The organism is Thalassotalea sp. 1_MG-2023 (assembly GCF_030546745.1).
Classification (GTDB): Bacteria; Pseudomonadota; Gammaproteobacteria; order Enterobacterales; family Alteromonadaceae; genus Thalassotalea_C.
The window spans coordinates 39,497-65,995 of the sequence record NZ_JAUOPD010000016.1; the positions used below are offsets into that span (position 1 = coordinate 39,497).

Here is a 26,499-nt window from a genome sequence, read left to right on the forward strand (position 1 = left end):
AAATCAGCTGGAGTAGCTCACTACTCCAGCTCCTCATTATTAACCACTTCAGAAGAAAAGCCCAAACCACGATAACCAAGAATTTCCTTGCATTTTTTTGCCATAATTGTTCATCACATTGCCCTTTTTCTCCCCTAAATAAGTCATCTCTTTCATGTTTAATACAACCTATTAAACATGGAGTACAACATGAACACGCAAACCCGAATTATTATTACACTTGCCATACTTACCATAGCGATTAGCGTCTCATTTTTTCTTAATAGTGAACATGCCGAGACCACGAGCCAATTTAATGTTGATCTGTCATATAAAACGGTTTCATCTAATAAGCCACTAGTAAAAGTAGAGCAATATGGGCAAGTACAACAAGGTAGCTTTTTTCTACAACAAGAAAATCAACAAGGCTATTTACTTTCACCTTTATTAGATACCAAGGTGGATATGACCGTGACAGGACTTATCGCTCGAGCTATAGTTACGCAAGAATTTACCAACTCAACAACTGAGTGGGTCAACGGGATTTATGCATTTCCATTGCCTGAAAATGCAGCTGTTGACCACCTAACGATGAAGATTGGCGAACGCACAATCGTTGGAAAAATTCAGCCTAAACAAAAAGCGAGAAAGTTATATCAACAAGCAAAGTCTGCCGGTAAAAAAGCCAGTCTATTAGTACAAAATCGCCCAAACCTCTTTACCAATCATGTTGCCAATATAGGCCCAGGTGAAACGATAAGTGTCACGATTGAATATCAGCAAGCGATAACGTTTGACAAAAATCTATTTAGCTTGCGATTTCCTACCACAATTACCCAGCGCTACTTACCCTCTTCTCCTCTAAGCAGCGAACAAAAATCAATTGATGAAAATGGTTGGGGGAACACTCAGCCTACCTTTGAAAATAATACTGTTGATGCATCGAAAGAAGGTGCACCACCCATGCATAAACTTGCAATGAACATCACACTCAATAGCGGTTTTGAACTTGAAAAAATTGAAAGCGAACAACATCCCATCATTACAAATAAAATGGCAACTGGCCAATATAATGTGCAATTGGAACAAGATATGATAGCCAACCAAGATTTCGTACTTCAGTGGCAAGCAAAACCTACCAATCAACCAACAGCAGCGCATTTTAGCCAAGCAACAGAAAATGGTCATTACGGTATGATAATGTTAATGCCGCCACAACTTACCAACAAAACTACACCGCTAAATCGAGACGTTGTTTTCGTAATAGACACCTCAGGCTCTATGGCAGGTACTTCAATGAAGCAAGCTAAAAACGCTCTTGCCTGGGCTATTTCAGATCTATCAAGCACTGATACGTTTAATGTCATTGCATTTAACAGTACCGCCAATAAAGTATTTCAACAATCGATGCCTGCCAATAATGCCAATAAAAGTACTGCCAGAAAGTATATAGATCAATTAAACGCTAATGGTGGCACCGAAATACTCTCAGCTCTGCAGCTATCATTAGGTCATCAAACGCCAAACCCAACCCACATAAGGCAAGTTGTGTTTATTACCGATGGCGCAGTTGGTAATGAAGCTGAATTATTTAGCTATATCAACAAGCATTTAAATCAAAGTCGGCTTTTCACTGTGGGAATAGGGTCAGCACCCAACAGTTACTTTATGACCGAAGCCGCCTTGATGGGTAAAGGCACTTATACCTATGTAAGCTCTGTTGACACAGTACAAACTAAAATGCAGCAATTGTTTGGCAAACTTAAACAGCCAGTGTTAGCTAACCTTACAGCTCAACTGAATCAAGAGGTAGACATGTACCCTCGTCAATTACCCGACTTATATCAAGGTGAGCCAATAATGCTTAGCTACTTTAGCAAGCAAGCGCCAGAGCAAATGCTCATTTCAGGTAAGTTACGTCAACAAGACTGGCAGCAAACGCTTGCGTTACAACACAGTGGGCAACAGTCAGGTTTATCTACCTTATGGGCACGTCGAAAAATTGCTCATCTCTCCAGAGAAAAATACAAAGGACAAGATGCAACCACTATCAATAAACAAATTTTAGCGATTGCGATGGAACATCACCTTGTCAGTGAAATGACAAGTTTAATCGCGGTAGACATGACGCCATCAGCAAAAGCAAAAAGCATAGATAGCGCCATCAAAAATCAACGACCTAAAGGCCAACAAGGTATGCTACCACAAACAGCAACACCCGCTTCATTACAAGCATTGATAGCCTTATTCTTTTTAATACTTGCACTGGGTGTCAACTTGCTAAATAAAAAGCGCCAATGAAATCGTTAACCGTTAATAAACCTAAAGCAATCGTGATTACTTGTTGCTTTATAAGCGCATTACTTTTTGGGTCAAGTATGTATATACACGCTAAAGCAATAGTTGCACAATGGTTAATCGAAAACGCATGGACAGCAACGCTTTCAACAGGTAAACAACAGCCACCCTGGTCATGGGCAGATACCTACCCGGTCGCTAAAATATCACTAAAAAGTCATAGTTATTATTTATTAGCAGGTATTACGGGAAGAACGCTTGCTTTTGGTCCTGGACATATGAGCAGCACACCACTACCAGGAAAGGCAGGAAACACCGTAATTGCTGGTCATCGTGATACCCATTTTGCACAACTTGAACAGCTTACTTTCGAAGATAACTTAACGGTAGAAACACTCAAGGGGCAGTTCACCTATCAAATTATTGATATTAGCATCGTACACGAAAAAGACATGAGCGTTACCGCATCAACCAGCAACGACACCTTGACCTTAATTACTTGCTACCCGTTTGATTCATTATCACCTGATACTCAATGGCGTTATGTCATACAAGCAACGTTACAAAAGCGAGATAATAACCAATCGGGTGTTTAAGGTCTTGCTAACGCCATGGAAACTTTTTCGATACCATGTGATGGAGTAAAACACTCTTGTACGACAAAACCATATTTTTGATATAACGTAATCGCAGGAACATTAACAACGGCGGTTTCGACACTTGCCGTGTGGTAATTGTCATGCTTTAGAATGAATGTCAGTAATTTACCGGCGATGCCTTTTCTAAAATGATCAGGATCAACCACTAAACTCTCAATGGCCAAATGTTTATTAGCAAAGCTAACTTCAATAACAGCCGCAAGGCCTTTATTCTCAATAAAGCCAAAAAATAACGTTGTAGAATGGGTAAAATCTTCAATAGAACGTTGCAATGGCGGGAAGTCACTTACGCCAATTAATTGCGCCTCTACCTGATATGAGCGTTGAAAAACACGATGAATTTTCTGAGCAACAAGTTCATTACTTGGTACTAACGCCTCAATCACCCAAATGCTCCATAGTGATAAAACAACCACCTGTGTCTTTTAATAAAGATAACGTATTGATCACATCACCTCAGCTAACAATGCAAACATTGAAATTAAAAAACCACTAATAACAATGCTTTGCTGTAGTTTATCATTCACCAAGGTGTCTAATTTATAGGTAGTAGAAAACAACTGCTTTATTGGCGTAAAAAACATTTTTGGTGCTAAGCTGATACCAAAAAATATTAAACTAACACCGATAATATTCACTAACTCCAGCGCAGATAAACTTTCCTGAGTAAACTTATATCCCCCAGAACTACACATGAATAAAGTGATCAGCCAGCAGATACAAACCACCATTTTTTCTTTGAAATTAAGAGACTTCATTTCCCCTACCTACATAACCATTATTATTGTTTGTTAAGCTCATTGTGTTATAAACTTTCTTGTTGGCAATTCCAACAAATATCAAACGATGCATCATTTTTCTCAGTGCAATGATTACAAATCCAATCATCGGCATGAGTGTTTTGTTTAGCCGCTTTCACAATACTAGCTGCTCGTGTTATATCTTGATCATTAACGACCCACACTTCAGGCCAGCAATCTAAAGGTGCGATCTCTCCCATCGCACCTTGTGCATATTCATTTTTTAAAAATACCGCAATACCTTCAGCTCTGATCAGATCTTTCATTCTGTTGACAAGGAAACTATGTTCATTGGTATAGACCATTTTCATGATAGATGACTCTTTAAACTTTATTGTCAGCAGCCATAATGCATTTAATACCTACTACATTGATACATCGTATAACTCAAAGCGATATCAACAGAATTTTTAGACGCCTACATCGTTAATACAAAGGCTATAATAAACGCAATACAAAATGAAACAAGCGTTGCTTTTATATCCGTTTTAGCCACTTTATGTTTTATTGTAGCTAAAGAAAATGGTATTACTTGCTCTTGATGTTCATTGCACATTAACAGTTAATTTAATTGAACATCAAAAGTAGCACATAAAGATTTAACTGACTCAGGTGAGGCTACTCCTGATTTTTCAATACGCTGAATTGTTCTTAAACTAATACCACTAACCTCAGCAAGATGAGATTGACTCCAAGCTTTTGCTTCTCTGTATTGTTTTAGTTTTACGTTATCTAGTTTCATTTCCATTACTTTTCCTCCGCGCTAAATATTGAAATAATTATCGAAGGAAAGCCTTTTAATTGATACGTCATCTGTACGACATCTTAACGTCATCACTGCGTCGTGAATGTACAATGCTCACATAATCAAGGTTTAAAATAAAGCACGCTAAAAACAATTAACACATCTACACATCTCTCGCCAGAAATATTGAACAACCTCGTTATTAACACTTACCGCTGCCCTTTGGGTTCAACTAAATTTAATCTCGAAAGGTCAACAGACCCTATGCCTTTTTAACAAACTTAGCTGTAATCATCATCTCGCCGGCTCCGTCAACCTTACAGTCTAATTGATGATCTTTCGCATCTTTTATCTGTTTAATGGTGGCTTTTGTGCCAATTTTAATCACTTGCGAACTACCTTTTATTTTTAGATCTTTTATCGCTGTAACCTTATCACCTTCATTTAACAAGGCGCCATTAGCATCTTTTACCACGACGGCATTTTCTTGGGCTTGTTCATCAGGGTTCCATTCGTAGGCACATTCAGGGCAAATTAAATGATTTTGATCTTGATAAACATATTCTGAGGAACAACTTGGACAAGGAGGAAAAGACATAAATCATCGCTTTATCAATAGAAAAAAAAGTATTTTAATAGATATCAGGATTCTATGCGAGATCTGACTTACTCCTTTGTTTTACTTCTACTTTAATACTGAACTGGTCGGCAACTGAAAAAATGCCCACCCGTTGAGAACGAGGTATTTTCTGAAGCTATTAACTGCTCGAGTCTATTCACTCTTATAGAAATAAACTAAGCATTTAATGTTGTAACGCAGTTAATCGCGCAATAGATTGAATAATATCTTCAAGTTGCCAGTGTTCAGTGTTGTTCGCAATGACTTTCGCTGTGGCTAATGTGTCTAAAGCTAGCGTTAACTTATTTAACTTTTCATATACTTGCGCTAAAGCTAAATAACTTTCTACTTGTTCAGGTGTGTACTCTACCAATCGAAGGGCAACGCTTTGAGCTTCATCAAGCCTTTCTAACTCGATTAAATGACGAACAATAAATTGCAATGAGTTAACGCTGTTCCAGCGCATAGGATTTGGTAACACAGAAAAACCAGTATGCTGACTTATCTTTTGATAATAGTTGTCGATGTTGGTTAGCGCATCACCTTTTTGAGCAACAAGTTCACGGTATTTTGGTGCCCAAAGGCTTTCAGGGTATAACGTGTCAAAAGCTAATAACAATGTTTTGATAAATGCATCATAATGGCGTTCATTATCAAACACGTGTGTTATCAATTTACCTTGCTTATTGGGAAGTTTTTGATAGCTTTCTAACACGGCTTTATTGTTATTAATGTAATCAGGTTTTCCTGCTAAATCATCATCAGCTACGGCAAAGAGAACCAGCCCAGTAAGTTCATTTACTAACTGTTTAGGTATCGTTTCACTAAACGGGCGTTTAGTTTCTTCATTAAAACTCATACCTAACATGTCACTCGCAGCAAGAAAAATATAATTATCAAAAAGCGCGGGGTTACTATCTATACTATACAAAGGAAATAGTGATGAACCAGACACACCGATAATCGAGCGTTTATTCATTGCGCGATAATGTTTTTCAAGGTATGGAAATAATTCTTGTTCTAACATTGCTTGGTATTTCTTTGCATCACCGTAACCAGATATAACCTCACGCTTGGGCCACATACCATTGGTATAAGTATCAGGAAAATGCCCGCTGTAATTTAAACTAACAACAATGCTATCTGGCATACGATCAACACTAACTAAGTGTTTCACAACTCCTGTTAACGTATGGAAAAAACGATTACCATGTGAACCATTAATAAAAATAACCGGATAACGAAACTCTTTTGATACTGTGTCAAAGTTTGCTGGCAGGTATATATTTAAAGGAATTTTTTCCTCGATAATGTCAGACTTAAAATTTAACGTATTCCCATAAGTAAGGGGCATTCCGGTTGTAGTATTACTATTTGCGCTAGTCGCAACAGATAATAAACACGTCACGATTAACGCATGAACCTTAGAACTTATTTTCATTATTTCCTCATTATTATTCATTGATTATTGAACAAGGAAAATATGACAAAAACAGGTTTGGATTACCTGAGGCGACAATGAAAAATTGCTGATTTTTCGCTGAATCCTTAAAATTCAATAGATTAACGATTATTGTAATTTATATAACAACGATATAATGTTAGCTTAACAACGATTATGAGAATTACTTTCAATGCCGACAAAATTTTTCATCGGTCAGTTTTACGTCGACATTCAGCGAAACCTAATCATCATCCAACAAGATGGGATCATTGAAGAGGAACATATTCTTCCACCGAAAACAATTGCTGTATTGCAACTTCTGGCTAAGCAACAAGGAGAGGTATTAACAACAGATTATATTATTGATCAAGTTTGGCCTGATACTGTGGTTTCTACTAATTCACTGCAACGTTGTATCACTCAACTTAGAAAAGTACTTGTTATTTCAGGTGATAACCAAGCAATTATTAAAACTCACAACAAAAAAGGTTATTGCTTAGAGTTTCCTGTAAACGTGGTAGCTGATGATTTTTCATTATCGGCCACTAAAACGTCAGAAAATTCCCCCACAGTCACACATAAAAGTAAAAATGTTAGTCAAAAATCATTATTTATATCAGCGTCTTTATTGTTGATATTATTACTTTTTATTACGTTTATTAACGATATTGAACAACCTACACACCGCTTTTCAACGATCAAACAGCTCACCCATTCTGATTTTAAAGAGCAATATCCAAGCTATGCGCCAGATGGTGATTATCTTGTATTTCATCGCTATGATGGTCGTTGTAATAATAATATATGGGCGATAAATAATACGACTAAAGAAGAAATTCAACTCACAAAATCCACTGATTTTTACGGACCGCACCGTTTTTCATCCGATGGGAAAAAATTAATCTTTTTGGCTAAAAACGCTTGTACCGAGTCCAAAAAAGAACAAAACCCAAAACAATGTTGGAAAGTAATGTCTTTAGACTTTGATGCTGCACTTTCGTCACCTCAGGCACCAATTGAATTAGCAAATTGTCGACAAGGAAAACTTAACTATCCTACATGGTTAGATAACGGTAGCATCGCAATACTACGAGGTAAAAATGAAACCTGGCGTCTTGCCAAATACATGCTCAATGCTGCTGATAGCGTTGATATTTATAACCCAAAAAACAAACAACTTTATTATTTTGATTACTTAGCCGCACAGCAACAATTCGTTGTATTATCAAAAGATAAAAGCAACCAACACTGGCGAGAACTCATTTCAATAACCGGTAACATTATTAGCAGTACACGTATATCAATACCTCAGTCTTTCAATGCTCACCGCAACATTCGACCTTTTGCGTATGATGGAAAAGGAAGACATTTTTTTGCCACTGGAAAAAACATTTATACATTGCATGACGATGGTTCGATAAAGCATTTTCAACAATTACCTTTTATAAATACTCATCAGTATGCATTATCACCAGATGGTACTTCCTTACTTGCGAGTAGAGGGCGATTAGATAATGATGTGGCACAAGTCACCTTAACTTCAACAGTTTCTGACACCGTCCATCCAAATCAAATTAATCAAGTGACAACAGATTTTCCTAGCCTTTATCGAAGTACCGCGCAAGAGCACAGCGGTAAATTCCAGCCTTTGGGTAAGCAAATTGCGTTTGTTTCTAATAGGTCAGGTCAAGCACAGATTTGGCTTGGTCAAGAAAATCGCGTTAAGCAGCTCACTTTCTTTCCTATCGACAGTCAATTAAGCAATTTTCAATGGCATCCAAAGGGCGCTCAAATGCTTGTTGCCAATAATCGCCAACTTTGGCTGATAGATATAGATGGCACAGCAAGCAAATTAAAGCACCCGCATTCAGTGACCAAAGTGTACCAATGGATAACAGATAACGAAGTACTAGTGTCATCATTTAACAACGATAAGAACCATGTTTCGTTATTATCACTAAGCTCAGGAAAGCTTACCAATGTATTCTCAGAACCCGTCCGATGGGCTCAATATACACCAAACGGCAACTTGATTTTATTAGATGACAGTAACACGTTCTGGCAAAAAGATGACCAAGTAATAAAACAATTATCAGCGCTTAATAACCAATCAGCTCGAAAAGAATTTTTACTTGAAAAACAAAATATTTATTCAGTGAATAAGAACGGACAACTCTGGCGTTATCATCTAGACACCCATGAGTTTAGTGTGATTAATCAAAAAGCCCACTACCTTTCCTCTTTAACAGATATAAAGAATTATCAAATGTTAGCTACACAAGTGGTTACCGATAAAAAAGATATTGTAGAAATTTATTAACCAATGCTGTGTTATTAAAAAAGGGGCAAAATTTGCCCCTTTTATTACTATTCGTAAAATATAATCTATTTTTTCATACGGCGTGATACGCCACCAAACAATGCCAGCGCTAACAACGCTAACGTAGAAGGCTCTGGAATATCTGCCGCAATATCCGCTCGAATTAATGTTGCATTATCAATAGTTAAATTATTATCGGTATACGTAAACCAGCCATAACGATTACCGCCAATTGAGGTTGCAATATCATCAGCATTTGATGTGCGTGTTTCAGTAAACAATAAACTTTGGTTATTATCGTATAAATTAAAATCTACTGCTAAAAAACCATTAAGATCATAAAAGTTCTGCTCAAAGGTGTACCAGCCACTTGTTCCAACGGTGAAAAAACTATTATCAGCAATCAATTTAAATTCGTTATAAGTAGAGTCAGTATTGTTAGAGCTGTTTATCACAAAACCATCATTAGCGGTTTTACCAGCATGAAAAATGAAATCACGACGGTGATTACCCGCTTGATCACTAACCGCGGAAGTATAATCAAATCCTTGGCCAATATCCCATGCGTCTAAATCTAAATATATATCTAAACTGGTAGTGAAACCGCTACCAAAAGTATCACTGTAACCACCAAATCGAGTAAAAATAGCGCCAGATTCATTCGTGACACCTACACCGGTGTTATTATCTACTGCGAACCAAGTATTGTCATTACCGTCAAATGTTTCTTGGTAAATAACATTAGCTGATGCACTTACCGAGGCAAGAACAAGCAATGAAGATGTCAGTATTTTTTTTAAGCTCATTTTATTTTCCTTACAGCTTTCAGTGATTTAAAGTTCAATATTTGCACACAAGTACAAAAGCAAGAATCGCACCTAAAAGAAAAATTCAATTAAATTCATTAACTTAATAAAATTTAAAATAAACAAACCGCTAAAATTGTAAAAATATTTGACACTAAAATACAAATTATATGAATTATAATCTGATCTTATTAAACGATTATCGCGCCTAAATAATCAAAAGTGCTAGATTAACTTACGCGCTTTAATTGCATAAATTAATGGCACTTGTTGCCCTTTGTGTAATAACTGATACCCATGCTCAGCAACATAATCTAAATCTTCTAAGCAATTATAGGGGCTATAAGGAAATTCATTTACTTGCTCAATGTATAAACCTACAGATATTAACGCAGTGATCACATCAGCTAAAGAATGCGGCCATGTGACGATTGTTGATTTAGCGCCATCACTGTTTTCTGTGTAAGTTTCTTCAACCTCAACATCAGGATCTACACTTGAAAAGTATGAATAGCCCGTCAATAAATCAATGGCGGGGTGAAACTCTATCAGGTGAAGTTCACCACCTGGCAATAAAGCCTTGGCTACCGTTTGAGCCCAACGGTCAATGTCAGGTAACCAACAAAGCGCACCATAAGAAGTATAAACAATGTCGTATTGTTTGGCGTTGTCATCTGAAAATTGATAAAGATCAGCAGCGATAAAAGTAGCTGTTAAGCCAAGTTTGTTTTTAAGTTTATTTGCTTGTGCAATAGCTTCAACGGACAAGTCAACACCAGTGACACTGGCACCTTTTCTAGCCCACGATAAGGTATCTAAACCAAAATGGCACTGCAAATGTAATAACGTTTTCCCTTTAACGTCACCTACTTGGTTAAGCTCAATTTTATTTAACGAAGACTTGCCGCCTATAAAAGCATCAACATCATAAAACCTTGAATTTATATGAATCTTGGTACGCTCATCCCATGCTTTTCGATTTATTGATAAATAATCCATATGAAATATCCTGATGTGGTTCTCAACAACGAATAAGGTCAAATAACTGCAGCTTATCGATTATTTTAAATGCCTACCACCGTCTAATTGCATGTTTCTGCCAGTCATAAATTGACTATTAAAAATAAAATCAACGGCTTGTATTACCTCATTAAAACCGCCTTCTCTCGGCAGCAGCGCTTTTGCTAACGCTTTTTGTTGGTAGGCTTCATCATCACCATCATTAAACTTTAATAACGCAGGTGAAATTGAATTCACTTTAACATTAGGTGCCAACAGCGCAGAAAAGGATAAGGTTAAACTATTTATTGCAGTTTTACTTGCCGCATAAGCAATATGTTTTTTACTGCCTTTTTCTGCAACATAGTCGCTTAAGTGAATAATATCTGCCCCGCCAATATCAGAGCTTTTCAATAACGCTTGTAATGCCAAGTTTAATTGATACGGAACGGACACGTGTATAGTCATCATCCTTTGCAAAATTTCAGCAGAAGAAAGTTGCAATCCATCTCTTTGGGCATTGTCAGGTAACCAATCTGACGCATTATGGATAATAGCGCGCAACACACTATATTTTTGCTTTAGTTGGGCAACAAACTTGTCAAGTTCAGCCTGTTGATAAAAGTCGACTTGATATAGATCAGCACCTTGTTGTTTTAAGTCATCTAGCACGGGATACACAGTTCTATAAGTACCAATGACTTGATAACCTTGAGCTAAATAATAATTTGCTAGTGCTAAACCTAATCGTTTACCAATGCCGGTAATTAATATTACTTGGCTCACGATAAAAACTCCGCGCGTGTTTGTGAATTCGTTTTAAAAATTCCACCGAGTGCCGTAGTGGTGGTTTTTGAGTTCACATCCATCACGCCTCTTGATTTAACGCAAAAATGCGTGGCGTTAATTGACACAGCAACGTTTTCAGTTTCAGTTAATGCTTGCACTGCCACCAATATTTGCTGGGTTAAACGTTCTTGAACTTGTGGTCTTTGTGCAAAAAAGCGCACCAGACGGTTTATTTTCGACAAGCCAATGATTTTCTTACTGGGAATATAAGCAACTTGCGCTAAGCCATCTATGGTAACAAAGTGATGTTCACAGGTTGAAGTTAGATTAATATCAGTCACCTTAACCATTTCATCAACAGCCATTTTATTTTCAATTATCGAAATTTTTGGAAAGTGTTCATAATTTAAACCTGAAAAAATTTCATGAACATACATTTTAGCAATACGATGCGGCGTTTCAGCAAGGCTATCATCGGTTAAGTCTAAACCAAGCGTGTTAACCACCTCAGTAAATAAGCCTTTTAGACGTGTGTACTTTTCTTCGCTAGTTAACTCAGTAACTACCATGGGCGTTTCTAAGCCTCGAGCAATTAAAGTATCTCGAACTAACACTGCTTCAGGGCTGATCATAATATGCCCCCTTCCTCTGCTTGATAGCTTAAAGTAAGTGAAACTGAATCAGCAAAACGTAATGCATGAGGTTTATCTATGGTAACCTTTGCATAATTCACCCACGGGTGATTAACACAAATATTTAATACATCACTGGTTAATTTTTCTAATAATAAGAAACGACCACTTTCAACGTGGTTAATAATATCTTTACAAATTGTTTTATAATTTAGTGCACTTTCAACGCTATCATTTAAACACAATTTGCTAACGGGATAATGTACTTCTGCATTAATAACAATGTCTTGTTGTTTGTTTTTCTCTTCTTCATTAAAGCCAATAAAGGTTCTTAACCGTAAATTGGTAATGGTGATAATGGCATTGTTGTTCATAAATCTGACCTGTTTTTTTATTCTTTTTAATCATAAGTATATACGTATAAAGGTAATTTAGGGTTCACCTTTCAATGATAAAAATATTGAATTTAAATTACTGAACACGTTAAGTGTTGTATTAAAGCAATATAATCTATGCAGCACTATCTGTTTAACGATTATTTTTTCGGTTGCCAATTAAACTCTATGGCCGATAGTTTTTGATGTTGTTTATCATAGTGCAGCCAAAGCTGTTGGTAGCTTTTATTCAATTGGGGGTGAAGTTCATCAGGGGCAACATTTGAAAGAGGTAACAATACAAAAGCATTTTCAGTAATTTCGCCGCGCGGTAATGTTACACTATCAACCGTGCCAACCACTTTCCCAAAGGTAAGAATATCAATATCTAACGTTCTTGATGAAAACTTTGGCCCAGTTCTTACTCGACCATTGTCATCTTCTATTTTTCTCAAAATAGTGGCGATCTCAGCAATTGAACAATCGCAGTCAAAACCCACCACTAAATTTAAAAAATTGTTACCCGCAAACCCCACGGGTTCACAATCATAGGCTTGTGACACGCTAAGCGGGGAAAATTCATTATTGAGCGCATCCAGTGCACGCGATATGTGCTGCTCACGTTCAATATTACTCCCAAGGCTTAGATAAACTCTAGGCATAACGATATCTCTAGCTGATAAAAATTCAACAAGTGACTATTATCACATGAAAATAGAAAAATTTATGCTTAAACTTCTTTATACGGCTACAACCTCTGTAAATCATTAATGTTTAAAAATGCTGTTGCCGCACAATGCCGCGGCTTTACCCCCTTCACGTCAATTAAAAATGTAACACCTGCCTTTACATTTACTTTGATTACATAGAGTTACAGTTTTTAAATTTTACCTTTGATAACCTCGATGATTCATAATATCAATGACAAATAAGGGATTATCATGCATAAAAACGTTGTATCGTTTATCTTGTTCTCTATTTTAGGGGCATTCTTACTTGGCTGTAATTCAAGCTCAGATGATAAAGCTATCACCGTACCTGAAAAACCAAGCTCACCATTAACGCCTAAATTTACTGAATTTGGATTGGAAAAGCATAAAATCGAAAAACTGATGCAGATTAATGGACAGTTGCTCGCGTTAACTGATCAGGGATTGTATCAATATGATACTAACTGGCAAATCATCACTGACAAAAGCTTCCACGTATTAGCTATGGTGGTAATTAGTGACACACATTGGCTTGCCAGTGTTAAACAAAAAGAACAAGGACTTTTTATTGAAACCACCGATGCTGGTGTAACTTGGCAACAGTTTGACAATAACTTTGGCGGTGATTTCTCATCTAATGAAGTGGCTCGAACTTTGGCTTATGATAATGAAAAACAAAAACTATACGCGACAGGTTCATATGTTTTAGCTAGCTCTTCAGACAATGGCCGTTCGTGGACCGTAGAAGAGGGACAATGGGACTCACTCGGTACAGGATTAGGCTCTATTTTATTGCACCCGGAAAAACAAGATGTTTGGTATGGCGGACAAAACGGTATTGAGAGCCCAATTTTAGACCAACTTAATACTGAAACCTATCAGTTAACGATGCATGGTCAAGCGATTAATGAACATTTACCTAGCCCCAGTGTAATTTATCAAATTTTATATGATCCAAAAAATAATGAGCGTATTGTCGCCAGTGGTGAAGGTGGCATTGTTCATTCTAATGACTATGGTGAAACATGGCTGCCACTGCTCACAGAGCAAGATTATCGTTTTCATTTTTCCCCCGTATTTGACCCAATCGATCAAACTGTTTTATACACCGCTGGCTGGGATAAAGGCGGAAATGTACAACCCTTAATCTTAGAAATGAGCAAAGACGAAGGCCAAACTTGGCAATCGTATACCTATGAAAAGCAAGAATTTAAAGGTGGTGTTAGAAGTATGCTAGCGGTTGAAAACTCAGGTAAAACCGTCATTTACATTGGCTTGTATAATAACGGCGTGGTGAAGGTTACGTTTGAATAGTTATTTTCAAAGTCAGAACGTTACACATAAAAGTATATAGAACGCCGACATTGAATTCGGCGTTCTAAACGTGTTTACCGCGCAATGCCGCCGGGTTTAACCCCTTCACGTAAACTAAAACTATCGCCAACAGAGCCGACAACTACTTGCTTTCTGTTTGATGCTAATAGTCGGCGTAGCGTATAAAGCGAATTAATACCTGTACAATGTGCGCCCATCATATTTTGCAAACCAAAATATTTTAACTTATCTGCAGTCCAGGTTAAATGTTTATCATCAGCATTCATCAAATGAAAACCACCTATCGCCGTGGTAATTGTTCCTGGATGAATATGCTTAACGATATGTTCCATCGTATTGATAATGCCAGCATGACCACATCCAGAAATCAAAACAAAGCCATCTTTGGTATTGATCACTAACGACATATCTTCAGGAATATTATCTTCAATATGACCGTGCGAAGTTTCAATGCGGCCTCGTCCTCCCCAATTTCGTTCGGGATGAACACGTGCAACATTACCTGTTAACCAAACACCGGGATAAATTTCTTTAACGCTAGTGTACTCATTAAATACCACGCCTTGTTTTTCTAATGTATTCTTCATTGCCAACATACGGTTAGCACGACCAACACGTTTGTTGAAAATACCTTTGCCTACATGCACACGTGAAAGTGCCTTAGAATTTTGTTCGCTAAAATGTGCTCTTAACGTTTCAAACCCACCGGTATGATCACCATGATTATGACTTAAAATCACATCTTCAACATCTGATAGGTCAATGCGTAGTTCTTTGGCATTTTGCAGCACGGTTTGTGGCCGATTACCTGTATCGAACAATATTTTACGTCCGTCTACTTCAATAAGTGCAGCATAACCCCACTCACCTATTCCCCGATTTGCTAACATGGTAGATAACGTGGTGACTTTTAATTCACTTACCTGATGTAGCTTTACCTCTCTTGCGTTGGCTTGCAGGGAAACTAAAATAAAAAAAGAACAGATTAACGAAAGTAATAATTGAGACTTCATGACGATTCCTTATACCTTTTACTGACATTACGTGTGATTTAATGACACTAGCATTAACGATTAAGTAATATCAAACGTTGGCCAATTTCACCAAAACAGCCACAAAACCTAACACACCAGAGGTGGCCGTTTATTGTTTTGTGTTTATAGTTATTCTAGCTGTTAGGTTTGTTGTATTAATAAATTAACCCACAAAACCATTACACAAATAAACGCAGCCCAAAAGGTCAACATACGATGAATAATATGATTATACGTTAAGTGAATAAAAGCATGTACGATACGTAAAATAACAAATAGCCAAGCAAATACAGTTGCAACATTACTTTCTATACCAATACTAGGGTCTGTTGATCTTTCGAGATTAAATTTTGTTTGAACTAAACGCTTTTTGTTCAAGGCGTGAGCAATGACGCATGGTTATTCCATGTAAATTGCGAACAACGATGAAGAAATAGCGTTTAGCTAAACCCAAAGGGCAGCGTTTTTTGTCATTTATACGTCGTTATTGCTTTTTCATGTGGAATAACCACACATTAATCGCAATGCCTTGTCTAAATACCAATTAACTGCTGCAAAAATAAACGCGAAAGATCAACAGACCCTAATATATAAAGTGCTAACGACATAAAATAACGTTGGTATTTCAAACTGATTATTAAAGTTTCGACTAGTTATTGTGACAACTTCGGGTATGTTATTACCATCCATTAATTTAAAATACCGTGCACTTATATTACCGCTTTTAACGCTGGAAAAACGAGCTTTCACTGCAAAACAACCGACTATAAAAGTTAACAAAACCATTAAGAACATTGGATATAACATACAAACTTCCTAATAAACATAAATATTGAAAACACATAGTTCAGAGATTTAGGATTGTACCTGACCCTTTTTATTATTTTCTCACACGAAACCCCTTCACCATCCAGTTTTAAGAAATAAATTTTATGAAATTAATCGATATTGTTTAATTCTGAACTTCAATAGACATAATAACGCTTCATTTTTTGTTAATAGTTCAACTACCGCAGTCCCGTTCCCGCCAACGACAAAACAAATAATAACTATTTAAATCAAAAAACTAGGTTTTTTATCAAAAAACTCAATCAATAAAAAAGTAAAATGGTTATTTTATATGCAATTTAATTACTAACAAATATTACCCTCTGTTTGAAAATATATTGTATACGGTATACTTTTAAATAAGCAATTTAGAAACATTTGTTTACATAATTGCGAAAAATAAAAGTACTAAAAAACAATAAAACATTAATTTTACTAGGAGGAAAAGATGAGAATTCGCTCATCCGTATTAATAAAAGGACTTTTTAGTTCTTTATTATTTATGTCATATCAATCAATGAGTAATGAATTACCTGATACCTGTGCAACGCAAGGGCCTTCAAACTCAATCAATGACGGTACACCTGTTTGTGTAAGCAATAATGGTACTGCATACCTCAGTTTGGGAGGTGCAAATTCACACAACAGTGTAGCGATAAGCACAGCGCATGGTACTGGTGACTTAGGTCTATATGTTGGCCAAGGTAATTGGCCAAGCACTGCGGCAAACAGTAATGCTTACAAATCACTGAATGTAAATACGAATAATGAATGTGTTGTTATTAATAACCCTAGCCAATATTGGCTAATGGTAGCAATAACAGGAACGCGAGATGGCGCATCATTAGCTGTTGATTTTGGTGCGAGTACATGTCGAAGTTCAACTGGCAGTAACCCCGGAGGAAATACCGGCTCTTTAGTTGCACCAAATAACCTTACAGGTACAGGCAATAGCAACTCCATCAATTTAACTTGGAATGATAATGCTAATAATGAAGATCAATTTGTTATTCAACGATCATCAGCTGGCAGCTCATGGACAACCATTGCCACCCCTACGGCCAACTCAGAAAGCTACATTGATAGCGGTTTAACAGAAAATACAACTTACTATTACACAATGTACGCTGAAAATAGCACGCATAGATCTGGCTGGAGTAATACAACAACCGTGGAAACAACAACAGGATCAACAAACCCTGATCCAAATACCGGTGCGTTGAACGATATTTGTGCTATTGAAGGCCCAACCACTGTTACATCTTTAAGTGATGGCGTGCCTGTTTGTGTGCCAGCAGCTTCAAAAGGGCATGGTTTTAGTGTTTCTACGTTTAATCAAAATGTAACAAGCATCGCTTTTAGCACAAAATATGGGTTAGGAAATTTAACTCTTGCTGCTAATGCTAATGGCTGGCCAACATCAGGCGATGACAGTATTCGTTCTTCAAGCGTTGGAAACACAGAATGTGTGGTTCTAACTCAGCCGAATAATGGTTGGAATAACGTTCGGTTAGAAGGCTTATTTAAAGACGTTAGCGTAGTTGCAGACTTTAACGCGACAAGTTGCCGTGTTACTCCTGGAGCCGCCGATCCAGGTAATGATGGTTACGATCATAATGGAGTTCATGTGCTGGTATATCCAATCAGATTTCCAGACCAAGATCTTGAATTTACAAATGCACAAATCAATACAGAAATGCAGATTGCTAAGCAATATTTTACAGAGCAATCTTACGGTAATTTTAATTTTACATGGGAAATTAAACCCAAAATAACCATGCCAAATAATCATGATTATTATAATAATGACAAGACATTATGGAACCCTGGCTATCGAGAACAACTTGTTAATGCAGGTGTTGACCCTAACTTTCCTGGAGATGGTACCATTATCATGGTAACGGCTCCTCCTGTAGGAACAGAAGGAACATATTTCATTAATTCTCAAGCGAGTCCACCGTTGATGGAAATATACACCTATAAAGCTGGTACTATTGCACACGAAACTGGTCATGCCCTAGGTTTGCACCACTCCATGTCGATAGAAGGTGGTAATAGCATGTTAAACGGTAATGCTAATGACAGCGTGATCAATTATGGTAATGTTTTTGGCCTGATGGGAATGGGAGCTCACTCTCTAGAAGAAATGAACCTGATGTACAAAGGTTACTTCAATAATTGGATTAGTGACACTGACGTACCAACCGTAACAACCTCTGGCGTTTATAGGATATATGCTTTTGATCACGGTACTGCCGCTGGTCATAATGCACCGGGTAATATCGGACTTAAAATTAAATCTGGTGACGGTGAAAAAACCTTTTGGGTTGAATACAGAACGATGCAAAAAAGTGAAGTAAATACTGCTCCTGAATATCAATTACGCACACCTTTATTGCAAAATGGTATCTCAATCAACTTACAAAACTACATGGATAATAATGAAGCCCCTTGGTATAACCACAATTCATTATTGTTAGACTCAACGCCTAACTCGCGTAGTTCAAGCTGGGCATTAGAAGACTTTAATGACGCTCCTTTACAGATAAATCACACCTTTTCAGACCCCTGGAATGGATTTACTCTATACCCTGTCGATAAAGGCGGTGTATTAGGTACTGCAGGCGCTTGGATTGAAGTACAAGTGACTATCCACTAGTATTAATAGAGGCAGAAACTGTTTAGACAATCTATAATAGTTTCTCGCCTCTTTCTTTTAGTATAAAACGTAAATTACCGATCAACTCAGGCTTGTATACGCCTTAACCTACACTAACACTTTCGTAAAAAAACCAGTAACGAGTTCAAAACTAAGAGTGATTTATTGAGAGCTTTATTGTTCGACATATTTAAATGTGTTCGCACCATCAAAATATCTAGTATTAACTGCTTTAAGAATATCTGGGTTTACCATTCTAGTATTTATTGCAACTCTATTTGTTCCATCATCTCGTGTTTGTGTGTAATGAGTGATACAACCGCAAAACGAACATGAGTGGTACGAACGTAGTTTATTACCCCATAGATATACTGCATTATTCGATTCTTGTTTTATTATTACTTGATTCGCTGTGTAATATGCCCACAAAGCACCAATACGATAACACATAGAACAATTACAACTTGTTATTGATTCTGGTAATTTATTTGTGGTTATTGCTATATTTCCACAATGGCAAGTCGCTTCGATCATGTCGTCTCCTCGTTCTTATAACACCTCATGAAGGCGAGCCACCTTTTGGCGTCACCTTTACTGGAATGATACTTGGTTCTGGCTAATGCTGAAATATCGCTTTTCTACCATGAGAGATAATCTTTTGTACTGAAGAACCATCCTTATTCATCATATAAATATGTGACTCTTTATCTTTATTGGACGATGAAAAAATTATTTTAGCACCATCAGGTGACCAAGATGGATGCCAATTACCCGCATTATTAAATGTTAATCGTTTTTGATCAGAGCCATCTATATTCATTACATAAATTTCATAATGTTCATCTCTGTTCGACATAAAAGTGATTTGTTTACCATCAGGAGAAACGTCTGGATGCCATTCTTCTGCTGCATTATCTGTCAAGTGGATAACGTTGCTTCCATCTATATCAGCTATGCTAATCTCACTTTTTCTATCTTTATGTTCAGAAGAAAAGACTATCTTCCCATCTGGAGTAAAATAAGGGTTACTTCCTTTTAATGACTTTATTTGAGTCTTTTCGCTACCATCTGGATTCATTATCCAAATTTCTGCCTGCCAAACACCTTCCGAATCTTTGTATTCTCTTGCAAACGCAATTTTTTGGCCATCAGGAGTCCATGCAGGTGCACTATCCCATTTATTTTTAGCATGAGTTAATCGTTCAATATTCGTACCATCAATGTGCATTGTGTGAATAGACCAAGTCTTTCCGCCATCAAAATATAAGCGAAAAGCAAATGTGTTTCCGTCAGGTGACAAAGCTAAGTAATCACCTTCGGTATTGATGCTTTTAATATTTGCTTTACCTTCTTTATCACTTGAATAAATTTTTACTACTCCCTTTGAAGTATAGGCAATGGTATAAGGGCTATCGAGCACTTGAACATCATCTTGGGCGTGACTTTCGCCACTCATTATCAACAGAGATAGTAACAAAGGTATGGAAAGGTAAGTCGGTTTCATAAATTTTTCCTTTTTTGAAGCCAGCGAATTATTTTGTTTAGTTTAAATACGTTAATTAAGCGCTCAATTTACCCGAACTGTGCTTAGAATACCTGACACTCTTATGACTTTTAGATGATTTTTCACTGACAACGCTCAAGAAGTTATTAAGCACAGATAACCCTAGATTAACGATTTAGCAGATGATGGCGTGACGCTCAGGAACGCAAACAGTATGGCATAAGCTGACATCCCTTATTTGGATTTCCCATACATAACTGGACATCAAATGATGTTACATTTTAATATCAACTAAAGGGTTGTTCAGCAAAGGAAAACGAGATACCCAAGAGTTTAAAATTTAAGCAATTAAATAACTCACAGAACGTGGCCATTCATTTTGAGTAAAAGCTATTACAGGAAGCAAAAAAGAAAGAGAAAACCTCACAATACGATAATCATGAAAAAAGGGGTCAGGTACATTTACTAATTGTACCTGACCCCTTTTGTTGTGCTTAACCCTTTTTAGTTTAGGATTTAATCTAGGCGGTAATCAGAGGAGGAAAACTTTTAATTAACTCATCAATTGCTTTCATTTGATTTAGGTAAGGTTCAAGCTTATCTAAAGGCAAAGCACAAGGGCCATCACATTTAGCGTTATCTGGATCAGGGTGCGCTTCAATGAAAAGCCCAGCAATACCTAATGCCATTCCACTACGCGCTAATTGTGCCGCCTGTGCACGTCTACCGTCAGCAGAATCACTTCTGCCACCTGGTTTTTGTAATGCATGGGTTGCATCAAAAATAACCGGAGCCATGGCTTTCATCTCATCCATAGCTAGCATGTCAACAATCAAATTATTGTAACCGTAGCAACTGCCACGTTCACACAAAATAACTTGCTCGTTGCCCGCTTCAGCAAATTTTGTCACGATATGCTTCATTTCATGAGCCGCTAAAAATTGCGGCTTTTTCACGTTGATTGCCGCGCCTGTTTTCGCCATTTCTATCACGAGATCTGTTTGTCTGGCTAAAAACGCCGGTAATTGAATGATGTCTGCAACATCTGCCACCGGCTTTGCTTGGTGTGGTTCGTGAACATCGGTGATCACAGGAACATTGAACGTTGTTTTGATTTCTTCAAAAATTCGCAAGCCTTTTTCCATTCCGGGCCCTCGATATGAGTTAATTGAAGAGCGATTAGCTTTATCAAACGATGCTTTGAACACGTAAGGTATGCCTAACTTTCTTGTAACTTCAACATAATGTTCAGCAATACTCATCGCCAAATCACGAGATTCAAGCACATTCATTCCGCCAAATAATGTAAAGGGCTTGTCGTTGGAGACAGAAATATCACCAACCTTAACTTGTTCAATTGTCATCTTAATTTCCTAATATTTACTTAAGCCACTGCTTGTAAAAATTGACCACATAACCATGCCATATATGTACCTAAGGTATAACCTAATACTGCCAATAAAACACCGACCGGAGCAAGTGAAGGGTGGAATGCAGAGGCAACAATCGGCGCCGATGCAGCACCACCAACATTGGCTTGGCTACCTATCGCCATATAAAATAAAGGCGCTTTAATTAATTTCGCTACTAACAACATTAATGAAGCATGAATAATCATCCAAATTGCACCAATTACAAAATAGAGTGGCGTGTCCATGATCATTCTCACATCCATTTTCATACCAATAGTTGCTATTAATACGTATAAAAATGCACTGCCTACTTTAGAAGCACCTGCCCCCTCTAGATTGCGCACTTTGGTGAAAGAAAGAATAATACCCACGGTACTGGCAAAGATGACCATCCAGAAAAACTTACTGTGAAAACTAAACTTTCCTAAGCTGGGATGATTCTCAACAAAATACGGTGTAACAATATCTGCAAACAAATGCGCAAAGCCCGTTACACCTAAGCCAACAGCGACAATAATCATTAAATCAGCTAGGCTTGGAATGCGTGAATGTTTCGCATGAAATTGCTCAACTTTTTCTTTAAGTTCATTAATTGCGCTTACATCTGCACCTGATTTTTTATCGATAGATGCTGCTCTTCCTGACATAATAAGCAGCACTGCCATCCATAAATTAGCCACGATAACATCAACCGTTACCATGGTTGAGAAAATAGCGTCACCTGCCCCATAAATTTCTTTCATCGCCGCTTGGTTTGCACTGCCACCAATCCAGCTCCCGGCAACCGTTGTCATACCACGCCATGCAGCTTCTGGCCCTGATACGCCTATTAGCTCTGGCACAACGGCTGATACGATCAATAACGCTATCGGACCACCGATAACAATACCTACCGTACCGGTAAAAAATAAAATAATCGCCTTACTGCCCAAACGTTTGATTGCTTTAATATCAATACTAATAGTGAGCAACACTAAACAGGCTGGTAGTAAGTATCGTGAAGCAACATAATAAAGGTTTGAGTCTTCACCGCGAATAATATCAAATGTATTCAATAATGAGGGCAAGAAGTAACAAAGTAATACGGCAGGAACTACGCCATAAAACTTTTTCCAAAACGGCGATTGGCTATTTGACGTATAAAATACCCAACCTAACATTAAGGCAAAAATACCCAGAATAGTTGCGTCGTTTGTTAATAATGGTGCATGAGCAGCATCTGCTACTGTAGGATCGGCAAACATAATTAATCTCCAATTTGTTTGTCTTATTATTTTTTATGGCGATTAGTGTAACACGGTCTCGCCTAAGTTTATGTTATCGAGTTGTAACTTTAACAATTGCGCTGCAGGATCTTTAGGGCATTGCTCAACAAAGTACTGATAATCATCATAAGCAACTTTAAAGCAGTCAAGTTGGTGCAGTAAAAAACCTCTATCGCGTCTTTCAAAAGGGTCCTCTGGCTTAATTGCTAACAATAAATCAACACATTTTAACGCCTGATCAAATTTTGCTTCGCTTATTAGGCTATTTTTTAATAATGTTAAATGCTCAACGATAGTACTGCTTTTATCCATTGGTTCTAAATATTTACTATGAGGCTCATTAGGTAAACCGTCTAATCGTCTATCTAATTCTTCCCAATTCAATGACTCGCCAGTAATAGGGTCAAAAATAATTGAATAAACATCATCACATATAATTCTAACCATCACGCTTTCAGGGACATAAACAATTTCAGCCTCTAACTGACAGCGATTAATAATGTGTAGAATTACGGCGGCTTTGACCACAGGAGACAATATTCTGTGTGCAATTGCGCTTTCAATAACACAGGAAAGAACAGGCCAGGCAGCACGTTGTTTATCGATAAATAACTCATCAACATACAACGCATTGATTAAACATTCAGCTTGAGCCATTGTGTCATCTATACCCTCAATAGCGTCTTGGCAGGTTTCTATAACGGGCGCAATGACACGTTCGAATTGGTTACTAGCGTGTTTGTCAAAAACATACTTTTCAATTAAAACCAACAATGAAAATAAATCACTTTGTTCAGAACAAATTTCTGACAACAACAAATCATTCATTAAATTTACTTTTATCCTATTAAAACTTACGGGCGCAATATTTAAAAAAAGCGGTTATACGGCTAAAACAAAATATTGTCTTTAGTTAACGCCAAACGTACTACAAGCACTATCCAGCCAATTGCACCGAGATAACCTACAAATTGCATCAAGCGATTTCTCGCTAACTTTAAGGTGTAATAAGCAGTAAAAATATAGGCAACTACTGCTAATAACTTCTCAGCTAACCAAGTATGCTCTAACGGATTCCAGCCAACTTGAACCATTAAAACAACACCAAAAATCAATAACAAAGTATCTACGGCATGAGGCGTAACTTTTACCCATTTTTTGTCTAACTGCTTAGAGCCTATTAGTGTCCATACAAAACGAATGGTGAATAACGAAATACTGATCGCCGCCAATGTCATATGTAAATGCTTAAACATGTATAATTTCCTTAAATATTTTATTTATTGTTGTAACAAGCCAGTGTGACTCGATCGTTATTGTTATAATCTTTCACGGTTTGAATATGATGATAATCAAATTCTGAAAAAATGCTTTGTACCTCAAGTGCTTGACCGCAGCCGTGCTCTATATATAAATACCCACCTGAAACCAAATAGCTACGCGCATCAAATACTATTTTTTGAATATCTGAAAGACCATCGTTTTCAGCAACTAACGCACTTTTGGGTTCGAAGGCTACATCACCTTCTAACAAATGTTGATCATGTTTATCAATATAAGGAGGGTTGCTTACAATAATATCAAATCGGGTTGCTTGATCAATATGAGCAAACCAGTCACTTTGATAAACAGACACATTTTGTAAACCAAGACGAGCAACATTTTGTTTTGCTAGTTCAACAGCTTCTAGTTGAAAGTCTACTGCCTCTATTTGCCAATTTGGTTTCTCTGTAGCTAATGCTAAAGCGATAGCACCTGTTCCCGTCCCTAAGTCTAAACAACGACAATTATTTGCTTTATGGTTTAATAACACTTGCTCTACCAGTACTTCCGTATCTGGCCTAGGAATCAAGGTTGCGGGTGAAACTTTTAACGGTAATGACCAAAACTCTTTTTCGCCGGTTAAATAAGCAATGGGCTCACCATTAGCCCTTCGCGCCACTAACGTTTCAAACAACAGTTGCTGTGAAGTTGCTAGCGTTTTATCAGGCCAAGTAAACAAGTAACTAGTTGGCTTTTCAAGACAAAACGCAAGCAATATCTGGCTGTCTAACTTAGCTGAGTCAGATACCGTAGAACATAAACTTCTACCGTATTCAATTGCTTGCTGTATTGTGAAGCTTGTACGTTCACCCATATAAGTTGATTAATGACTTTCAGAAAGCGCAGCAAGCATATCAGCTTGGTATTCTTGTAAAATAGGCTCTAACACTAAACCAAGGCTACCTTCCATAACTTCTGCTAAACGGTATAGGGTTAAATTAATACGATGATCTGTCATTCTACTTTGCGGATAATTATACGTGCGAATACGCTCTGAACGATCACCACTTGCAACGAGATTTCGACGTGAGTCTTCTTCTTCGCTGCGACGTTTTTCATCTTCTGCCGCTTGTAATCTCGCCTGTAATACTGACATAGCTTGCGCTCTGTTTTTATGTTGCGAACGCTGGTCTTGACACTCAACCACTAGTCCTGTTGGAATATGGGTAATACGAATGGCAGAATCGGTTTTGTTAACGTGCTGACCACCTGCACCTGATGCGCGAAACGTATCGATACGTAAGTCTGCTTTGTTAATTTCAATCGCCTCTGATTCAGGTATTTCAGGTAACACAACAACAGTACAAGCAGATGTATGAACACGCCCTTGCGATTCAGTTTCAGGAACACGTTGCACGCGATGCCCGCCTGATTCAAACTTCATTTGACCATAAACGCCTTCACCGGCTATTTTAAAAATTACCTCTTTAAAACCACCCTGCTCGCTTTCGTTCATATTCATCACTTCAATACGCCAGCCTTTAGACTCGCAATATCGGGTGTACATACGATATAAATCACCCGCAAAAATAGCGGCTTCGTCTCCACCTGCACCAGCACGAATTTCAACGAAACAGTTATTATCGTCGTTCGGATCGCGCGGTAGTAATAAAATTTGTAATTCGTCTGTTAATGCTTCAACGGCTTTTTTAGCTTCTTTAAATTCATCTTGGGCCATTTCCCTTAGATCAGGATCTTCATCTTTTAGCATTTCTTCAGCGGTAGCGAAATCGTCTTGAGCTGACTTATAGCGATTAAAAACTTCTGTGACTTCATCTAACTGCTTAAATTCTTTTGATAATGCTTGAAATTTTTCTTGATCGGCAATGGTCTGAGGATCAGACAAAAGCGCTTGAACTTCTTCAAAACGCTCTACTAACCCTTCTAGTTTTTCGTAAACTGACTTTTTCATGAAACTTCTATCTTTTGATAAGTTAATTAAACGGTGTGCTTGCACCATTTATT

The 26,499-nt window shown here is 37.4% G+C and carries 28 protein-coding genes; 5 read left to right on the plus strand and 23 right to left on the minus strand.

Features of this window, described 5'->3' with window-relative positions; genetic code table 11:
• Positions 1-189 precede the first annotated feature (189 nt).
• Both Q4489_RS12955 and Q4489_RS12960 read left to right on the plus strand, forming a co-directional pair.
• Positions 190-2,280: a marine proteobacterial sortase target protein gene (locus tag Q4489_RS12955; protein WP_303481032.1), complete on the plus strand. Its 2,091-nt coding sequence runs from the start codon at positions 190-192 to the stop codon at positions 2,278-2,280.
• The gene (locus Q4489_RS12960) at positions 2,277-2,873 is read left to right on the plus strand and encodes a class GN sortase (RefSeq protein ID WP_303481034.1); all 597 of its coding nucleotides are present in this window, start codon (positions 2,277-2,279) and stop codon (positions 2,871-2,873) included. The genes Q4489_RS12955 and Q4489_RS12960 overlap by 4 nt, the downstream gene beginning before the upstream one ends.
• Here the strand turns inward: Q4489_RS12960 and Q4489_RS12965 are convergent.
• From Q4489_RS12965 to Q4489_RS12990, 6 genes are all read right to left on the minus strand, one after another.
• Positions 2,870-3,352 carry an N-acetyltransferase gene (locus tag Q4489_RS12965; protein WP_303481047.1) on the minus strand — a complete coding sequence of 161 codons (483 nt, stop codon included), beginning with the start codon at positions 3,350-3,352 and terminating at the stop codon, positions 2,870-2,872. The genes Q4489_RS12960 and Q4489_RS12965 overlap by 4 nt on opposite strands.
• A 30-nt stretch (positions 3,353-3,382) precedes the next feature.
• Positions 3,383-3,694: a hypothetical protein gene (locus tag Q4489_RS12970; RefSeq protein ID WP_303481049.1), complete on the minus strand. Its 312-nt coding sequence runs from the start codon at positions 3,692-3,694 to the stop codon at positions 3,383-3,385.
• A gap of 47 nt (positions 3,695-3,741) precedes the next feature.
• Complete coding sequence (locus tag Q4489_RS12975; protein WP_303481051.1) at positions 3,742-4,047, minus strand: DUF2007 domain-containing protein; 306 nt, start codon at positions 4,045-4,047, stop codon at positions 3,742-3,744.
• Positions 4,048-4,298: 251 nt separating this feature from the next.
• Positions 4,299-4,484 (minus strand): helix-turn-helix transcriptional regulator, encoded by a 186-nt coding sequence (locus Q4489_RS12980; RefSeq protein ID WP_303481053.1) that lies wholly within the window; start codon positions 4,482-4,484, stop codon positions 4,299-4,301.
• A gap of 259 nt (positions 4,485-4,743) precedes the next feature.
• Entirely contained in the window at positions 4,744-5,079 is a 336-nt protein-coding gene (locus tag Q4489_RS12985) for a zinc ribbon domain-containing protein YjdM (protein ID WP_303481054.1), read from the minus strand.
• Positions 5,080-5,284: 205 nt separating this feature from the next.
• The gene (locus tag Q4489_RS12990; RefSeq protein ID WP_303481055.1) at positions 5,285-6,541 is read right to left on the minus strand and encodes an alpha/beta hydrolase-fold protein; all 1,257 of its coding nucleotides are present in this window, start codon (positions 6,539-6,541) and stop codon (positions 5,285-5,287) included.
• A 193-nt stretch (positions 6,542-6,734) separates the two neighbouring features.
• On the opposite strand from Q4489_RS12990, the gene Q4489_RS12995 reads away from it, so the two are divergent.
• The gene (locus tag Q4489_RS12995; RefSeq protein WP_303481056.1) at positions 6,735-8,864 is read left to right on the plus strand and encodes a winged helix-turn-helix domain-containing protein; all 2,130 of its coding nucleotides are present in this window, start codon (positions 6,735-6,737) and stop codon (positions 8,862-8,864) included.
• A gap of 65 nt (positions 8,865-8,929) precedes the next feature.
• Here Q4489_RS12995 and Q4489_RS13000 read toward each other — a convergent pair whose 3' ends face one another.
• The 6 genes from Q4489_RS13000 to folK form a co-directional block, all read right to left on the minus strand.
• Positions 8,930-9,670: a PEP-CTERM sorting domain-containing protein gene (locus tag Q4489_RS13000; RefSeq protein ID WP_303481057.1), complete on the minus strand. Its 741-nt coding sequence runs from the start codon at positions 9,668-9,670 to the stop codon at positions 8,930-8,932.
• 225 nt (positions 9,671-9,895) lie between these two features.
• On the minus strand, positions 9,896-10,669 hold the full coding sequence (locus tag Q4489_RS13005) for a class I SAM-dependent methyltransferase (RefSeq protein WP_303481058.1): 774 nt from the start codon (positions 10,667-10,669) through the stop codon (positions 9,896-9,898).
• Between the two features lie 60 nt (positions 10,670-10,729).
• Positions 10,730-11,455, minus strand: coding sequence for a dihydromonapterin reductase (folM, locus tag Q4489_RS13010; protein ID WP_303481059.1), 726 nt, complete (start codon positions 11,453-11,455; stop codon positions 10,730-10,732).
• Positions 11,452-12,090 carry a GTP cyclohydrolase I FolE gene (folE, locus tag Q4489_RS13015; protein ID WP_303481060.1) on the minus strand — a complete coding sequence of 213 codons (639 nt, stop codon included), beginning with the start codon at positions 12,088-12,090 and terminating at the stop codon, positions 11,452-11,454. Before folE ends, folM begins: the two co-directional genes overlap by 4 nt.
• Complete coding sequence (folX, locus tag Q4489_RS13020; RefSeq protein WP_074499506.1) at positions 12,087-12,464, minus strand: dihydroneopterin triphosphate 2'-epimerase; 378 nt, start codon at positions 12,462-12,464, stop codon at positions 12,087-12,089. Before folX ends, folE begins: the two co-directional genes overlap by 4 nt.
• A gap of 161 nt (positions 12,465-12,625) precedes the next feature.
• The gene (gene folK, locus Q4489_RS13025) at positions 12,626-13,126 is read right to left on the minus strand and encodes a 2-amino-4-hydroxy-6-hydroxymethyldihydropteridine diphosphokinase (protein ID WP_303481061.1); all 501 of its coding nucleotides are present in this window, start codon (positions 13,124-13,126) and stop codon (positions 12,626-12,628) included.
• A gap of 279 nt (positions 13,127-13,405) precedes the next feature.
• On the opposite strand from folK, the gene Q4489_RS13030 reads away from it, so the two are divergent.
• Positions 13,406-14,488: a hypothetical protein gene (locus tag Q4489_RS13030; protein WP_303481062.1), complete on the plus strand. Its 1,083-nt coding sequence runs from the start codon at positions 13,406-13,408 to the stop codon at positions 14,486-14,488.
• A 74-nt stretch (positions 14,489-14,562) separates the two neighbouring features.
• Here Q4489_RS13030 and Q4489_RS13035 read toward each other — a convergent pair whose 3' ends face one another.
• From Q4489_RS13035 to Q4489_RS18310, 3 genes are all read right to left on the minus strand, one after another.
• Positions 14,563-15,522 (minus strand): MBL fold metallo-hydrolase, encoded by a 960-nt coding sequence (locus tag Q4489_RS13035; RefSeq protein WP_303481063.1) that lies wholly within the window; start codon positions 15,520-15,522, stop codon positions 14,563-14,565.
• 162 nt (positions 15,523-15,684) lie between these two features.
• A complete protein-coding gene (locus tag Q4489_RS18305; RefSeq protein WP_368389605.1) occupies positions 15,685-15,921 on the minus strand; it encodes an MAPEG family protein in 237 nt (78 codons plus the stop codon).
• A gap of 195 nt (positions 15,922-16,116) precedes the next feature.
• Entirely contained in the window at positions 16,117-16,350 is a 234-nt protein-coding gene (locus Q4489_RS18310) for an MAPEG family protein (protein WP_368389606.1), read from the minus strand.
• 469 nt (positions 16,351-16,819) lie between these two features.
• Here Q4489_RS18310 and Q4489_RS13040 point away from each other — a divergent pair, with 469 nt between their 5' ends.
• Positions 16,820-19,030, plus strand: coding sequence for a hypothetical protein (locus Q4489_RS13040; protein WP_303481064.1), 2,211 nt, complete (start codon positions 16,820-16,822; stop codon positions 19,028-19,030).
• A 174-nt stretch (positions 19,031-19,204) separates the two neighbouring features.
• Here Q4489_RS13040 and Q4489_RS13045 read toward each other — a convergent pair whose 3' ends face one another.
• The 8 genes from Q4489_RS13045 to prfA all read right to left on the minus strand — a co-directional run bounded on the left by Q4489_RS13045 (position 19,205) and on the right by prfA (position 26,446).
• Positions 19,205-19,564 carry a GFA family protein gene (locus tag Q4489_RS13045; RefSeq protein ID WP_303481065.1) on the minus strand — a complete coding sequence of 120 codons (360 nt, stop codon included), beginning with the start codon at positions 19,562-19,564 and terminating at the stop codon, positions 19,205-19,207.
• 82 nt (positions 19,565-19,646) lie between these two features.
• The gene (locus Q4489_RS13050; RefSeq protein ID WP_303481066.1) at positions 19,647-20,486 is read right to left on the minus strand and encodes a DUF5050 domain-containing protein; all 840 of its coding nucleotides are present in this window, start codon (positions 20,484-20,486) and stop codon (positions 19,647-19,649) included.
• 569 nt (positions 20,487-21,055) lie between these two features.
• Positions 21,056-21,898 carry a 3-deoxy-8-phosphooctulonate synthase gene (kdsA, locus tag Q4489_RS13055; RefSeq protein ID WP_303481067.1) on the minus strand — a complete coding sequence of 281 codons (843 nt, stop codon included), beginning with the start codon at positions 21,896-21,898 and terminating at the stop codon, positions 21,056-21,058.
• 20 nt (positions 21,899-21,918) lie between these two features.
• A complete protein-coding gene (locus Q4489_RS13060) occupies positions 21,919-23,190 on the minus strand; it encodes a DUF819 domain-containing protein (protein WP_303481068.1) in 1,272 nt (423 codons plus the stop codon).
• Positions 23,191-23,232: 42 nt separating this feature from the next.
• Positions 23,233-24,039, minus strand: a complete 807-nt coding sequence (locus tag Q4489_RS13065; RefSeq protein WP_303481069.1) for a tetratricopeptide repeat protein — start codon at positions 24,037-24,039, stop codon at positions 23,233-23,235.
• Positions 24,040-24,101: 62 nt separating this feature from the next.
• Positions 24,102-24,467, minus strand: a complete 366-nt coding sequence (locus tag Q4489_RS13070) for a SirB2 family protein (RefSeq protein WP_303481070.1) — start codon at positions 24,465-24,467, stop codon at positions 24,102-24,104.
• A 20-nt stretch (positions 24,468-24,487) separates the two neighbouring features.
• Positions 24,488-25,348, minus strand: coding sequence for a peptide chain release factor N(5)-glutamine methyltransferase (gene prmC / locus Q4489_RS13075; protein WP_303481071.1), 861 nt, complete (start codon positions 25,346-25,348; stop codon positions 24,488-24,490).
• A gap of 9 nt (positions 25,349-25,357) precedes the next feature.
• Positions 25,358-26,446 (minus strand): peptide chain release factor 1, encoded by a 1,089-nt coding sequence (gene prfA, locus Q4489_RS13080; RefSeq protein WP_303481072.1) that lies wholly within the window; start codon positions 26,444-26,446, stop codon positions 25,358-25,360.
• Positions 26,447-26,499 lie beyond the last annotated feature (53 nt).